At 69.3% G+C, this 13175-nt stretch carries 15 protein-coding genes; 6 read left to right on the forward strand and 9 right to left on the reverse strand.

Annotated features, from left to right (window positions below; all coding sequences use genetic code 11):
• Positions 1–70: 70 nt before the first annotated feature.
• The 8 genes from fliF to IT780_RS06030 form a co-directional block, all read right to left on the reverse strand.
• Entirely contained in the window at positions 71–1669 is a 1599-nt protein-coding gene (gene fliF, locus IT780_RS05995; protein WP_199510386.1) for a flagellar basal-body MS-ring/collar protein FliF, read from the reverse strand.
• A gap of 88 nt (positions 1670–1757) precedes the next feature.
• Complete coding sequence (gene fliE / locus IT780_RS06000) at positions 1758–2084, reverse strand: flagellar hook-basal body complex protein FliE (RefSeq protein WP_199510387.1); 327 nt, start codon at positions 2082–2084, stop codon at positions 1758–1760.
• A gap of 2 nt (positions 2085–2086) precedes the next feature.
• On the reverse strand, positions 2087–2482 hold the full coding sequence (locus IT780_RS06005) for a flagellar basal body rod protein FlgC (protein ID WP_199510388.1): 396 nt from the start codon (positions 2480–2482) through the stop codon (positions 2087–2089).
• Between the two features lie 5 nt (positions 2483–2487).
• A complete protein-coding gene (locus tag IT780_RS06010; RefSeq protein ID WP_199510389.1) occupies positions 2488–2835 on the reverse strand; it encodes a flagellar basal body rod protein FlgB in 348 nt (115 codons plus the stop codon).
• 184 nt (positions 2836–3019) lie between these two features.
• On the reverse strand, positions 3020–3340 hold the full coding sequence (locus IT780_RS06015) for a hypothetical protein (RefSeq protein WP_199510390.1): 321 nt from the start codon (positions 3338–3340) through the stop codon (positions 3020–3022).
• A 37-nt stretch (positions 3341–3377) separates the two neighbouring features.
• The gene (gene fliS / locus IT780_RS06020; RefSeq protein ID WP_199510391.1) at positions 3378–3767 is read right to left on the reverse strand and encodes a flagellar export chaperone FliS; all 390 of its coding nucleotides are present in this window, start codon (positions 3765–3767) and stop codon (positions 3378–3380) included.
• A 55-nt stretch (positions 3768–3822) separates the two neighbouring features.
• Entirely contained in the window at positions 3823–5328 is a 1506-nt protein-coding gene (fliD, locus tag IT780_RS06025) for a flagellar filament capping protein FliD (RefSeq protein WP_199510392.1), read from the reverse strand.
• A 123-nt stretch (positions 5329–5451) separates the two neighbouring features.
• Positions 5452–6702: a flagellin N-terminal helical domain-containing protein gene (locus IT780_RS06030; protein ID WP_199510393.1), complete on the reverse strand. Its 1251-nt coding sequence runs from the start codon at positions 6700–6702 to the stop codon at positions 5452–5454.
• 252 nt (positions 6703–6954) lie between these two features.
• On the opposite strand from IT780_RS06030, the gene flgN reads away from it, so the two are divergent.
• From flgN to csrA, 5 genes are read left to right on the forward strand one after another with little or no spacing between them, the layout of a single operon-like run.
• Positions 6955–7440, forward strand: a complete 486-nt coding sequence (gene flgN, locus IT780_RS06035; protein ID WP_199510394.1) for a flagellar export chaperone FlgN — start codon at positions 6955–6957, stop codon at positions 7438–7440.
• Positions 7440–8918 (forward strand): flagellar hook-associated protein FlgK, encoded by a 1479-nt coding sequence (gene flgK / locus IT780_RS06040; RefSeq protein WP_199510395.1) that lies wholly within the window; start codon positions 7440–7442, stop codon positions 8916–8918. Before flgN ends, flgK begins: the two co-directional genes overlap by 1 nt.
• Before the next feature lie 8 nt (positions 8919–8926).
• Positions 8927–9814: a flagellar hook-associated protein FlgL gene (gene flgL, locus IT780_RS06045; protein WP_199510396.1), complete on the forward strand. Its 888-nt coding sequence runs from the start codon at positions 8927–8929 to the stop codon at positions 9812–9814.
• Positions 9815–9855: 41 nt separating this feature from the next.
• A complete protein-coding gene (fliW, locus tag IT780_RS06050) occupies positions 9856–10254 on the forward strand; it encodes a flagellar assembly protein FliW (protein WP_199510397.1) in 399 nt (132 codons plus the stop codon).
• A 51-nt stretch (positions 10255–10305) separates the two neighbouring features.
• Positions 10306–10548 carry a carbon storage regulator CsrA gene (csrA, locus tag IT780_RS42560; RefSeq protein WP_199510398.1) on the forward strand — a complete coding sequence of 81 codons (243 nt, stop codon included), beginning with the start codon at positions 10306–10308 and terminating at the stop codon, positions 10546–10548.
• Positions 10549–10592: 44 nt separating this feature from the next.
• On the opposite strand, the gene IT780_RS06060 is transcribed toward csrA, so the two are convergent.
• Positions 10593–11396, reverse strand: a complete 804-nt coding sequence (locus IT780_RS06060; protein ID WP_199510399.1) for a peptidoglycan DD-metalloendopeptidase family protein — start codon at positions 11394–11396, stop codon at positions 10593–10595.
• Between the two features lie 177 nt (positions 11397–11573).
• On the opposite strand from IT780_RS06060, the gene IT780_RS06065 reads away from it, so the two are divergent.
• Entirely contained in the window at positions 11574–13133 is a 1560-nt protein-coding gene (locus IT780_RS06065) for a methyl-accepting chemotaxis protein (protein ID WP_199510400.1), read from the forward strand.
• Positions 13134–13175 lie beyond the last annotated feature (42 nt).

A 13175-nucleotide genomic window follows, 5' to 3' on the forward strand; every position in this document is an offset into this window, starting at 1 on the left:
TCGTGCTCAATGCCGGTGTCGTCAACGCGGTTCCTCCTTGAACCAGGGGGTGTGGGGGTCGGGCGGTGGGTCAGCGACCGGCGCCGAGCCAGCCCCGCAGCAGGGCGGCCATCTCCTCCGGCTGGTCCTCGACCATCTGCTCGATCTCCCGCTGCCGCTCCTCCAGCGCCTCGTGCGTGATGTTCGCGGCCTCGATCGCCGGCGACGGGATCGCCGCGTTCAGCTCGGCCAGGCGCTGCGCCTCCAGGGCGGACTGCATCTCCTCGAGGTGCCGCAGCTCCGCCGGGGTCAGCGCCTTGCGCTTGCGCTGCTTCCGGCTCCAGCGCCAGGCCAGGAAGATCAGGAAGAGCACGACCAGCGCCATGGCGGCGGTCTTGATGAGCGACGTCTGCTTCGCCGTCTTCTCCGCGGCGGCCGAGGCGGCCAGGGCGTTCTGCGCGGCGGTGGCGGCCGAGGTGTCGAAGGCCATCGCGCTGACCGCCACGGTGTCGCCCCGGGTCGGGTCGACGCCGGCCGCGGCGCTGACGAGGGTCTGCACGTCGGCCTGGTTGACGGCACCGGCGGTGGTCGCGTCCAGCAGGACCGCGACATTCAGCCGCTTGATGCTGCCCGGCGCCCGGTTCCGGGTCTCGGTGACCTCGTTGACCGAGTTGTTGCGGGTGATGGTGCTGTTCTCGTACTGGCCGGTGCCGGCGGTGCTCGTACCGTTGGGCACCTGGATGTTGTCCGGGCCCAGCACGCCGCCGGTCCCGTTACCGTTGCCGTTGTACGCCTCCCGCTGGATCTGCTCGGAGAGCGCGGCGACCGACGGGTCCGACGAGTACGTCTTGCTGGTCGTCTGGGTCTGGTCGAAGTCCAGCTCCGCGGTCGTGGTGACCACGGCGTGGCCGGGGCCGACGACGGCGTCGAGCATCTTCTGCAGCGACGAGTTGAGGCGGTTCTGGAAGGCGACGGTCTCCGAGTCGGAACCGCTGTCGCCGCCCGAGGACACCGGCGCGCCGTTGCCGCTCGACAGCACCTTGCCGTCCGCGCCCACCACGGTGACGTTGGTGGGGTCCAGCCCCTCGACGGACGAGGCGACGAGGTTCACGATCGCCTGCACGGTCTGGCCCGACAGCGGCTTGCTCGGCGAGGAGGCCACCAGCACGGAGGCGGTGGTCTTCTCCTGGTCGTCGGCGAAGACGTCCTTCTGCGGGATGACGAGGTTGACCGTTGCTGCCTCGACCCCGTCGATGCTCTTGATGGTGTTGGCCAGCTCGCCCTGCAGCGCCCGCTGGTAGTTCGTGTGCTGCATGAAGTCGCTGGTGGTGATCCCCTGCTTGTCGAGCAGGGCATAGCCGGTGTCGGCGTCGCCCGGGAGACCCTCGCCGGACATCTGCAGGCGCAGGTCGTACACCTGGTCCTGCGGCACCATGATCGTCGTGCCGCCGTTGGCCAGCTCGTACGGCGTGCCGGCCTTCTGCAGCGACTCGACGATCGCGGAGGCGTCCTTGCTCGACAGGTTGCTGAACAGGGCGGAGTACGAGGGCTTCGAGGCCCAGGTGGCGAAGAAGTAGCCGCCGATCACGAGGGCGAGCACCGCCGCGATCGTGACCGCCTTCTGTCCGGGGGTGAAGGACTTGAACGTGTCGCCGACCTTGCGTACGGGCGCGGGGAGACGGTCCGTCATCTTAGGCTGAGCCCTTCTGGCATGCCCTCCTGGCCCTCGCCTGCCAGGCCGTCGTTCGCTGCCGGCAAGTGCCGCTCGGTGCAGTCGGTCATGCCTGCATCCTCATGATCTCCTGGAAGGCCTCGACGGCCTTGTTCCGGATCGCCATCGTCAGCTGCAGCCCGAGGGAGGCCTCGGTGGCCGCCATCGTGTACTGCGCCGGGTCCTGCAGGGTGCCGTTGGCCACCTGCACGCCCAGATCGCCGGCCTTGGACTGGGACGCCTGCACGCTCTCCAGACCCTTGGAGAGCATGCTGGCGAAGTCGGTGTTCACGCCGGTGGCGGCCGCGGTACCGGACGTGCCGCTGACCGCGTTCACGCCGGTCACGCCGCTGAGCCCGGTGACCGCGCCGATCGCGCCGATGGGAGACGTCATGGTCAGGCCTTCCCGAGGTTGATCGCGGCCTGGTACGACTCCCGCGCCCGGTCGACGACGGAGAGGTTGGCCTGGTACGAGCGCTGCGCCATCATCAGCTGCGCCATCTGGCCGCCGAGGTCGATGTCCGGGCGGCGTACGTAGCCCTCGGTGTCGGCCAGCGGGTTGTCCGGCTCGTACGACAGCCGGCCTTCGGCGTTGCCGTACGCGATGCCGCCGACCTGGGCGCCGTTGCCGTCCTGCGCCTCCTGGGCGACGACGTAGCGGGCCTGGAAGGCGTTCTCGGACGTCCGGCTGACGTTGTCGATGTTGGCGATGTTGTCGGACACGGCGTCGAGCCACTTGCGGTAGACCGTCACGCCGCTGCCCGCCACGCCGATCGCGTTGAAGGTGCTCATCTAGCTCAGGCCCCCTTGATCGCGTCGCGGATCAGGCTGTACTTGCCGTCGAGAGCGCGGATCGCCAGCGAGTAGCGCATCGTGGTGTCGATGTGCGAGAGCGTCTCCTCGTCCAGGTTGACGTTGTTGCCGTTCAGGCGCGTCGGCTCCAGCGAGTTCTGCACGCTCGGCGAGACCGACGAGGGCGACCGGCCGTTGGCGACGGCGCTGCTCAGCGCCTCCTCGAACTTGACCTTACGAGCCTGGTAGCCCGGAGTCTCGATGTTCGCGATGTTGTTGGCGATGGCGTTCTGCCGGGCGGACAGGCCGGCGACTGCGACGCGGAGCGAGGACGATGCGACGTCGTCGAACACGGCAGCGGTTCCTTCCAGTGGATCGAGGTGCCGGTCCGTGGCGGTCGGGCCGAGCAATCCATTGCTCGTACCTTTCGCTTCGGCCTGCCCGCCGATCCGCTGAGCGGCAAATGGTTGCCGCTCAGTTGCACGCAAAAACCCGGAACCCCCTCGGGGGGCCCGGGCCGGTGCGGTGGGGCTTACCTCACATGGCGCAGTCGAGGTAGACCGGGCGTTTGACCGCCTCGCCGGTCTCGATCCGGCTGGTCATGGCCTGCTGGACCCGCGTGGCGGTGAGCCGGCGGGCGATCTCCTGCGCGGCCGCCAGCTGGCGGGTGAGGATCTCGTCGGCCCGCGGGCGCAGCTCGAGCGGCAGCGCGCCCAGGTCGGTGGGCGGCTTCCACAGGTCGGCCGGCGGGGTCTCGGCGTGGCGGCGCGCGTCGGCCAGCATGGCCTCGGTGGCGGCCACGTCCAGCTCGAGGTCGTCGAGCGCGGCGGTCCAGGCATCTCGCCAGGCGTTGGTCACCCTGTCCCCACCTCGCTCTCCGTCATCATCACTCGCGTCAGGCAACAGGTGCGGGATGGGTCGCCGCTGCGGCGGCCGCTTCCCGCCAGGCGTCGCGCAACGGCTCGACGAGCGCGCGGCACGCGGCGACCCGGTCGGCGTCGCGGGCGATGTTGGCGCCGATCAGCTCGGTGAGCAGGAAGCCGTACAGGTTGGCCAGGCCGGGAGCGCCGGCCCAGGCGTCGACGTCCAGCGTGGTACGCAGCTCCAGGATGATCTCCTGAGCGTGGTTCAGCTTGTCGTTGGCCTGCTCCCGGTCGCCGGTGCGCAGCGCCTCCTCACCCTGGAAGAGATCCATGACGAGGCGGTCGTAGAGCATGACCAGGAGCTTGCCGGGGGAGGCCGTATTCACGGAGTCCTGGAGGTAGCGGTTCAGCGGAGAGGTCATCAGTTCCCTTTGCTCAGGAATGGGCGGATTCCGTGGGCGGCGGTCAGGCGGGGCGTCAGCCCAGGCTCGCGATCTGGCCGGAGAGCCAGGACGACTGCGAGTTGAGCTTGCTCAGCGCGGTCTCGAGGCCGGAGTACGTCTTCTGCAGCGCCTCCCGCTTGGCGGCGAGCCGGACGTCCCAGTCGTCGATCTGGAAGTTCATGGAGTCGATCAGCGTCTTCCGCCCGGTGACGGCGGAGGTGACGTTGGCGGTCTGCGTCTTGGCGAGCGCCTCGAAGTTGTCGGCGAAGGCGATGCCGGCGGCCTGAACGGCGTCCGGGTCGCTGTTGTACTTCGCGATGAACTGATCGGCCTTGAACGTCAGCTTGCCGGTCGAGTCGAGGGCGACGCCGAGCTGGCTCAGCGCGCCGAAGTTCACGACGTTGGCCGCGCGGTCGTCGGCGAGGGCCTGCGGCGTGGCGTCCGCACCGGTGGGCGCGGGCGGGGCGCCCTCGCGGCGGAACGACAGTCCCTGGCTGATGGTGCTGAGGATCGCGGAGCTCATCTGCCGGACGGAGAAGTCACCGGTGAGCGGCGAGCCCTTCTTCGTCTCCGGGTTGTACGCCGTCTGGGCGCCGATCTCGGTGAGCGTGGCGTTCGCGGCGTCGACCAGGGCCTGGAACTTGGCGGCGATGCCGGCCGCGTCCGAGACCGACGTGATCGTGACGTCGTTCTCCATCTTGCTGACCGTGACGGACACCCCGGGCATCAGGCCGGTGAAGGTGTTCGTGGTGCTGACGAGGCTGAAGCCGCCGTTGTCGGGGTCGCCCACGGTGATCTTGGCGTTGGCGGCCTCGGTCGTGGTGATGACGCCCTTGCCGTCGGAGCTGGCCGCGGCGTCCAGGCCGATGATCTGGAAGGCGTTGTCCGCGCCGGTCCTCATGCCGTTGAGCTGGAGCACGCTCTCGGTCTCGCCGATCTTCACCAGGGTGGCCTTCACGCCGGCGCCCGCGCCGTTGATGGCCGCGCTCACGCCCTTGGCGGTCCGGTCGGTGATCGGGACCGTGACCTCCTTGCCCTGACTCGCCCAGACCGGGTCGCCGTTGCCGTCGACCTGCGGGTTGCCCTGCCCGTCCACGGCCTGGACCCAGACGCCGGTCCGGATCTTGAGCTCGGTGGTCTCGGGCGGGAGGATGTCGGCCGCGACCTGCTTGCCCTCGGCGTTCGTGACGGTGGCGGTGTTGACCCGCATCGTGCCGGCCTGCGCGGTGGCCAGGGCGTTCACGGAGAACTTGACGGCACCCGTCGCGGTGTCCGTACCGCCCGTCGAGGTGGTGGTGACGGACGTGGAGCTGGAGGTCGGCTTGACCGCGCGCCAGGTGCTCAGCTGGCTGAGGGAGTCGGCCGCGGTCTGCAGCGAGGCGACCTTCGAGTTCACCGACTGGTACGCGGAGACCACCGACTGGGCGGCCGAGACCTTGGCCTTGAGCCGGGTCTGCGGGGCCGCCTCCACCTGCATCAGCGAGCTGATCATGGAGGAGGTGCTGAGCCCACTGACGAGGCCGTCGATCGAGCTGACCACGGTGCGCCTACTTTCCTTGCCGGGTACAGATGTGAAGCGGGGGTAGCCGGCGCCGTCTGCCAGCTACCCCCACCTATTCGGTTGTGAGTGATATTCGGTTAGAGGTTGTCGGTAGCGAATCGGTTAGCGCAGCAGCGACAGAACGTTCTGCGAGGCCTGGTTGGCCTGCGACAGCATCGAGGTGCCGGCCTGGGTCAGGATCTGGTTGCGGGTGAAGGCGACCATCTCCTGCGCCATGTCGGTGTCACGGATACGCGACTCCGACGCGGACAGGTTCTCGACCGAGACGTTCAGGTTGTTGATCGTGTGCTCGAACCGGTTCTGGAACGCACCGAGCGTGGCCCGCTGGTCCGAGACCTTCGAGATCGCGGAGTCCAGGGCCTCCATCGCGTCCTGAGCACCCTGCGGGGTCTCCAGGCTGAGGTCCTTGGTCTTGAGCTCGGTGGAGTTGATGGCAGCGATCGAGATGTCCATCGTCTCGCCGCGGTTCGCGCCGACCTGGAACTGGCCGTTGCTCGCCCCAGCGTTCACCGAGCTCGCGGCCGGCGTGATGCCCAGGTCACCCAGCTCGAGACCGGCCGCGGCGGAGTCCGCACCCAGCTCGAAGGTCTTGGTGCCCGAGGCGGTCATCGTGAAGCCGTTCGTGCCGTCGGTCTTGGCACTGAACGTGATCTCGTCGCCGGTCAGCTTGGCGATCTCGGTACCGGCGTTGGCCGGCAGCGCCGCCGCCGTCTTCACCGCGGAGCTCACCGCCGCGTTGAGAGCGTCGGTGATGTCCTTGGTGCTGGCACCCGCGCCGGGGGCCGGGACGGTGACGACGATGCCGTCGGTGGTGCCGGCCGCGGTCAGGTCCACGCCACCGATGTTCTTGATCGCGAAGCTGATGCCCTGGGTGGTGTCCACGTCCGTCGTCGTCGCGACGCCGGTGACCTCGTTGGCCTTGCCGAACGAGCCGTCGAGCAGCTTCGACTTGCCGAACGACGTGGTGCTGCCGATCCGGTCGAGCTCCTTGTTGAGCTGACCGAACTCCTTCTGCGCCGCCGCCTTGGCGGACGGGTCCTGCGAACCGCCGTTGGCGGCCTGCACGGACAGGTCACGCATGCGCTGCAGGATCGAGGTGACCTCGTTGAGCGCACCCTCAGCGGTCTGCGCGACGCTGATGCCGTCCTGGGCGTTGCGGACGGCGACCTTCAGGCCACCGACCTGCGAACGCAGGCCCTCGGAGATCGAGAGGCCGGCCGCGTCGTCGGCCGCGCGGTTGATGCGGAAACCGCTGGACAGCTTCTCCAGTGACTTCGACATCTGGCCGTCGGTGACCGACAGGTTGCGGTAGGCGTTCTGGGCGGCGATGTTCTGGTTGATGCGGAGACCCATGGTGTTTCCTCCTTGAGTGCGGGTCCGTGGCGGCTCATCCGTAAGCCGTTGGCGTTGCGCCAGTCAGATCGGCGGTCCTCCGCCGGTCATGAGCAGTCTGCGAAATTTCTTCGGGCTTTTCGGGCGATTGCCAGATCTCCGGCCTGCTACCGGGTGGAAACCCCTCAGAGACCCACCGGCCGTGCCGACCTGTCCGGATGAACAGGGAACGCGCCGTCCGGGCCGTCCCGCATGAGGAAGACGGAGGACCGGGTGAGCCTGACCGACCTGTCCAGCGTCCTGTGGCGGGCGCGGGAGCTGCTGGAGCTTCTCCTGTTCAAGCTCGAGGAGGAGCAACTGCTCCTGGCCTCCAACCGCTCCCGCTGGCTGGCGCACGCCACCCGCGAGGTCGAGGTGGTGCTGGACCAGATCCGGCAGACCGAGGTGGCCCGTGCGGCGTACGCGCAGGCCGTCGCGCTCGAGCTGGGCCTGCCGGCGGAGGCGTCCCTGGGTCAGCTCGCCGACGCGGCGCCCCCGCCGTGGTCGGACCTGCTGCACCAGCACCGTAAGGCGTTCCTGACCCTGACCCAGGAGATCGGGACCATGGCGGAGGCCAACCGGGACCTGCTCACGGCCGGCCAGCGCGCGGCTCGCGAAACGATGCTCGCGTTCGCCGGAACAGTGGAAACGTACGGCCCGCAGGGCAAAACCGTCAGCGGCGGAGTACGCCGCCCGAGCCTGGTGGACGAGGCAATCTGATGGGTAGCAGCTTCGGCAGTATCAACACCGCGCTGACCTCGCTGTACGCGCAGCGCCGCGGCCTCGACGTGGCCGGCCAGAACATCGCGAACGCGACGACCGAGGGCTATACCCGCCAGCGGGTCGACATGCAGGCCCAGGTCGGCTCGACCGTGGGCGTGCGCTGGGCGACGACCGACGGCCTCGGCACCGGCGTGGCGGTCAGCGACGTGCAGCGGCTCCGCGACCAGTACCTGGAGAACCGCGGCCGTACGGAGCACGCGAACAGCGCCTACCTGTCCAACCAGGCGGCCGCGTACACGTCGCTCGAGGATGTCTTCTCCGAGCCGAGCAACACCGCGCTGCAGGCGCAGATGCACGACATGTGGGCCGCCTGGGGCGACGTCGGCGACGAGCCGACCAGCGTCGCCGCCCGGTCCGCGCTGCTGCAGCAGAGCAGCGTCGTCGCGGAAGGGCTGAACAGCGCCTACGGCGCGCTGGACTCGCAGTGGTCGGCGAACGCCACCCAGCTCACCAAGTACGCCACCGAGGTGAACACTGCGGCCGGCACGATCGCCCAGCTCAACGACTCCATCGTGAAGGCGAAGGCGACCGGCGTCGTGGTGAACGAGCTCGAGGACCGCCGCGACCTGGCGGTCATGAAGCTGTCGGAGCTGGTCGGCGCGACCGCCTCGGTCCGCGACGACGGCTCGATGGACGTGTACGTCGGCAACGCCCTGCTGGTGAACCGGACGACGACGCGGCCGATGACGGCCACCGCGGGCGTCTCCACGCTGGACGCTCAGCGCGACTACAACGCCGATCCCGCCAACGGCACCAAGTCGGCCGGGCTCACGTGGGCCGACACCGGCGACGTGGTGCAGGCCGGCGGCAGGCTGGGCTCGATGGTGGAGACCATGACCACGATCCTGCCCGGCATGGCCGGGAAGCTGGACAAGGTGGCCAAGACTCTGGTGGACACGGTGAACGCGGCGACCACGTCGGCGTACAAGACCGACGGCACGGCCGGCACCGACTTCTTCACCGGGGACTTCTCCACGGGCCGGTACGCGCGGAACATCACCGTGGCGATCACGAACCCCAAGGACGTCGCGATCTCCGCCAAGAACGAGACCAACCCGGACGGTACGCCGAAGCTCGACGTCGGCGGCAACCCGATCGGCACGAACGACGGGTCGAAGGCGACCACGCTCGCCGGCACCGCCACCAAGGTGGGCAGCCCGGACCTCGTCTACCAGGACATGATCGCCGACCTCGGGGTCAACGCGCAGACGTCGACCCGGCGCAGCGAGATCCAGGTCAACGTCACCGCGCAGGTGGACGCCGCCCGCGAGGCGGAGTCCGGGGTCAACCTCGACGAGGAGATGACGAACCTGCTGACGTACCAGCGCGGGTACGAGGCCGCCTCCCGGGTGCTCACCACGATCGACTCGATGCTCGACCAGCTCATCAACCGTACGGGCCTGGTCGGAAGGTAAGGACTGACATGGCGAACAGGGTCACCGAGAGCAGCATCCACACACGGGTGCTCGCCAATCTCCAGCGCAACATCCAGCGGGGCGAGAAGATCCAGCAGCAGCTCTCCAGCGGCAAGCAGATCAACCGCCCGTCGGACTCCCCGAACGGCACGCTGCAGTCGATGCAGCTGCGGGGCGAGACGCGCGCCAACAACCAGTACGTGCGCAGCGCGGACGACGGGCTCGGCTGGCTGAGCACCCTCGACGGCACCCTGACCAGCGCCTCGACGCTGGTGCAGCGCGCGCGGTCGCTCACGTTGCAGGGTCTCAACTCCGGCTCGAACACCCCCGAGTCGCGCAACGCGCTGGCCATTGAGATCGACCAGATCAAGGACTCGATGATCGGGTACGCGAACACGACGTACCTGGACCGCCCGGTGTTCGGCGGGACGACGACGCAGACCAAGGCGTTCGACGACGCCGGCGTCTTCGTCGGCAACCAGGACGGCGTCACGCGGACCATCGGGCCGAACTCCCAGATCCGCGTGGACGCCGACGGGGTGGCCGCGTTCGGCGACGGGAACACCTCGGTGTTCAAGATCCTCGATGACGTCTCGGCCGCGCTGAAGTCCAACGACACGACGGCTCTGGCGTCGGGACTGGAGGCGCTGGATACCGCGGCGAATAACCTGAAAAACACTCTTTCGGAGGTAGGCGCCCGATATAATCGGGTTACGCAGATGAAGCAGTCCGCGGAAGACCGGCTGCTGGACGTGACGGCTCAGCTGTCCGACGTCGAGGACGTGGACCTGCCGAAGACCATCATGGACATGCAGCTCCAGCAGACCTCGTACCAGGCGGCTCTGGCCGCCTCGGCAAAGGTGATCCAGCCCTCGCTCATCGACTTCCTGAGGTGACCATGAGTACTCGCACCGCGTCCCGACCGATTGGGGCCTCCATGACCGACACCGAGCTGGACATGCCGATCATCGAGATGGCTGTCCCCATGCCCGGCTTCCCGGCGCACCGGCAGTTCGTGCTGGTCCGGTTGAACGACGAGGGTCTCCTGTACGCGTTCACGTCGATCGACGACCCGGAGCTCCGCTTCCTCGTCGCGCCGCCGGAGCCGTTCTTCCCGGACTACGCGCCCGAGATCGAGAACGAGGTCTTCGCGGCCCTGAACACCAAGGACCCCGACCGGCTTCTGCTCATGGTGGTCATCACCGCCGGCGTCAACGAGACCACGGCGAACCTGCTCGCCCCGATCGTCGTCGACCGGGACTCGCGCCGCGCGATGCAGGTCGTCCTCAACGGCAGCAACATGCCGGTCCGCGCCATCATGCGCAAGGACTACTGAACCTCGGCGCGGCAGGTGTCCTGTCCACGGATGGAGTGAGGGGCTGCCACGATGCTCGTGCTGACCAGGAAGGCCGGCGAGAGCGTGATGATCGGCGATGACGTCGTCGTCACCGTGCTCGAGGCGCGCGGCGACGTCATCCGCATCGGCATCAAGGCGCCGCGGGACGTCCAGGTGCACCGCGAAGAGGTGTACCAGGAACTGCGGGACGTCAACCGGGAAGCGGCATCCCCGACGGATGCGGCCGTCCGCGCGCTGACCGAGATGCTCGACCGTCCACAGAAGAGCGACTGACGACCGAAAGGGCCGGCTCCCCCGGGAGCCGGCCCTTCGTCGATTCAGCGGATCGTCAGCCCGCGGGCCCGCATGAAAGCGACCGGGCTGATCGCGTTCGCGCTCGTCGCGGGTACGCCCGCGTGCACCTCGAAGTGCAGGTGCGGGCCGGACGAGGCGCCGGAGGTCCCCACGTAGCCGAGGATGGAGCCGCGCGCCACGGTCTGCCCCACGGTCACCGACGGGCGCCGGACCATGTGGCAGTAGCGGGTGACGACGTTCCCGGCGTGCTGCACCTCGGCGTACCAGCCGCAGCCGCGGAGGGAGCTGTTGCCGTCGACGTCGCAGGTGCCCCGGGAGACGTTGCAGACCACGCGGATGACGGTGCCGGCGCTCGCCGAGCGGATCGCGGTGTTGCGGGTCGCGCCGAGGTCCACGCCGTCGTGAGCGGGACGCTGCCGGGTGCGGAAGCCGCTCACCAGACCGGCGGGAACGGGAAGCATCCACGAGCCGGTCACCGCCGGCATCGGCGTCGTGGCGGCACATTTCGGGATCTCGGCGTCGCCGCGCCGGACGTACGCGTCGGAGACGTAGCTGTTGTCCGCCAAGCGGTCCCAGTGGCCCGTGTTCGACACCGACCCGCTGATGAACTGACCGGCGATCCGGCAGACGATGGACACCGTCGCTCCGTTCTCGACGGTGCCGATCCGGGGGCTGGTCGCGGACGGGCCGCTGCGTGTGTTGAGCGGCGTGCCGCCGGTCACCACCGTGCCCGTCGCGGCCGGTGCGGCCACCGCGGGCGCGGCGACGCCCAGCGTGCCGGCGGCCGTGAGCAGGGCGAGGGCGCTGCGCTGATGTCGGCGCTTCATCGAGATTCCCTTCGGAACGGTCCGGCGCGCGTCGGGCGAACGGAACGGTTACGGCAAAACCCGCAAAACGGCGTCCGGAGCCCGGAATGGCCGGAAAAATAAGGAGTCGACGGGCGGAACCGGCGTGACGAATGCATTCAGCCCGCCCCGCCATGCTGACCCCTGAGGGAGACTTGCATGTCCCGATTGACGCAAATGGGCATCGCCAAGCGGCTCGCGCTGATCGTCGCGGCCGGTGTCGTCGGGCTGCTCGTGCTGACGGTCGTGTCCTGGGTGTCCCAGGATCGGCTGGCGGACCAGGCGGACCGGGTACGCGGGCTCGAGGCCGGGCTGGCCGCGCTCAACCACCTCGACACCCGGCAGAGCGAGCTGAAGGTCGACGCGTACCGGGCGGCGCTGGCCCAGGACGTCACCCAGGACGTCGCCGACGACGTGGCCTCGGCCACCGAGGCGGCCGAGGCGGTCGAGGGTGCCGGCCTGCCGGCCGACCTCGCGGCCGAGTTCGCCGGCATCCGGCCCGACGTCGACGCCTTCGGGACGTTCATCACCGACTTCGCCCGCCAGGCCGGGTCGCCCGGCGGGGCCGCCCGGGCGAACATCGACCAGATCGCCGAACGCAACCACGCCGTCGACGACAAACTGGGCGCCCTCAACGAGAAGGTCGCCGCCGCGACCGACCGGGAACGTGCCGACATGGACACGACGACGTCCAGCGCACGCCTGATCACCGGCATCGTGGTGGTCGTCTGCCTGCTGCTGCTCATCGGGATGGCCATACCGCTGGCACGGTCGATCCTGGGCCCGGTGCGGCGCCTCGGCGAGGTCGTGGACGCGCTGGCCGCGGGCGACCTGACCCGGCGTGCGGGCATCCGGAGCCGGGACGAGATCGGGCGGATGGCGGCCGGCATGGACTCCGCGATGGAGTCGATCCACCGGTCGATGACCACGATCGGGCAGAACGCGGAGACCCTCGCCAGCGCCGCCACCGAGCTGTCGGCGGTGGCCGGGCAGATCGCGGACGCCGCGCGCGACACCGACGCGCAGACCTCCTCGGCGTCGCACGAGGCGCAGGAGATCTCCCGCAACGTGCAGACCGTCGCGGCGGGCTCGGAAGAGATGGGCCTGAGCATCCGCGAGATCTCCCGCAACACCACCGAGGCGGCGCAGATCGCGGGCGTCGCGGTGACCGAGTCCGCGCAGGCCACCGAGACCATCCGGCAGCTCGGCGAGTCGTCGGCGGAGATCGGCAACGTGATCAAGTTGATCACCTCGATCGCCGAGCAGACGAACCTGCTGGCGCTCAACGCGACCATCGAGGCGGCCCGGGCCGGTGACGCCGGCAAGGGCTTCGCCGTGGTGGCGAGCGAGGTCAAGGACCTGGCCCAGGAGACCGCGCGGGCGACCGAGGACATCGGCGCCCGGGTCGCCGCGATCCAGGGCGACACCACCGGCGCGGTGGAGGTGATCGGCCGGATCAGCGAGGTCATCGCGAAGATCAACGACTTCCAGACCACCATCGCGAGCGCGGTGGAGGAGCAGACGGCGACCACCGAGGAGATGAGCCGCAGCATCGGTGAGGTCGCCTCCGGCAGCAGCCGGATCGCCACGAACATCTCGGACGTGGCCACCGCCAGCGCCTCCGCGGTGCACGGCGTCACCCAGACCCGTCAGGCCAGCGACGAGGTGGCGCGTACGGCCGAGGAGCTGCGGACGCTCATCGGCGGATTCAAGCTGTAGCACGCACCCGGAATGCACCTGGCGCGGCCCCGGCCCACAACA

The sequence above is a fragment of the Nucisporomicrobium flavum genome, assembly GCF_016464385.1.
GTDB classification, from domain to species: domain Bacteria; phylum Actinomycetota; class Actinomycetes; order Mycobacteriales; family Micromonosporaceae; genus Actinoplanes; species Actinoplanes flavus_A.

What these genes read in the sequence shown, in the direction of transcription:
- fliS (WP_199510391.1), bottom strand. Translation starts at nt 3,767, where the DNA reads ATGACCTCTCCGCTGAACCGCTACCTCCAGGACTCCGTGAATACGGCC.
- csrA (WP_199510398.1), top strand. Translation starts at nt 10,306, where the DNA reads ATGCTCGTGCTGACCAGGAAGGCCGGCGAGAGCGTGATGATCGGCGAT.
- IT780_RS06065 (WP_199510400.1), top strand. Translation starts at nt 11,574, where the DNA reads ATGTCCCGATTGACGCAAATGGGCATCGCCAAGCGGCTCGCGCTGATC.
- IT780_RS06030 (WP_199510393.1), bottom strand. Translation starts at nt 6,702, where the DNA reads ATGGGTCTCCGCATCAACCAGAACATCGCCGCCCAGAACGCCTACCGC.
- fliF (WP_199510386.1), bottom strand. Translation starts at nt 1,669, where the DNA reads ATGACGGACCGTCTCCCCGCGCCCGTACGCAAGGTCGGCGACACGTTC.
- IT780_RS06005 (WP_199510388.1), bottom strand. Translation starts at nt 2,482, where the DNA reads ATGAGCACCTTCAACGCGATCGGCGTGGCGGGCAGCGGCGTGACGGTC.
- fliE (WP_199510387.1), bottom strand. Translation starts at nt 2,084, where the DNA reads ATGACGTCTCCCATCGGCGCGATCGGCGCGGTCACCGGGCTCAGCGGC.
- fliW (WP_199510397.1), top strand. Translation starts at nt 9,856, where the DNA reads ATGACCGACACCGAGCTGGACATGCCGATCATCGAGATGGCTGTCCCC.
- flgK (WP_199510395.1), top strand. Translation starts at nt 7,440, where the DNA reads ATGGGTAGCAGCTTCGGCAGTATCAACACCGCGCTGACCTCGCTGTAC.
- flgL (WP_199510396.1), top strand. Translation starts at nt 8,927, where the DNA reads ATGGCGAACAGGGTCACCGAGAGCAGCATCCACACACGGGTGCTCGCC.
- IT780_RS06060 (WP_199510399.1), bottom strand. Translation starts at nt 11,396, where the DNA reads ATGAAGCGCCGACATCAGCGCAGCGCCCTCGCCCTGCTCACGGCCGCC.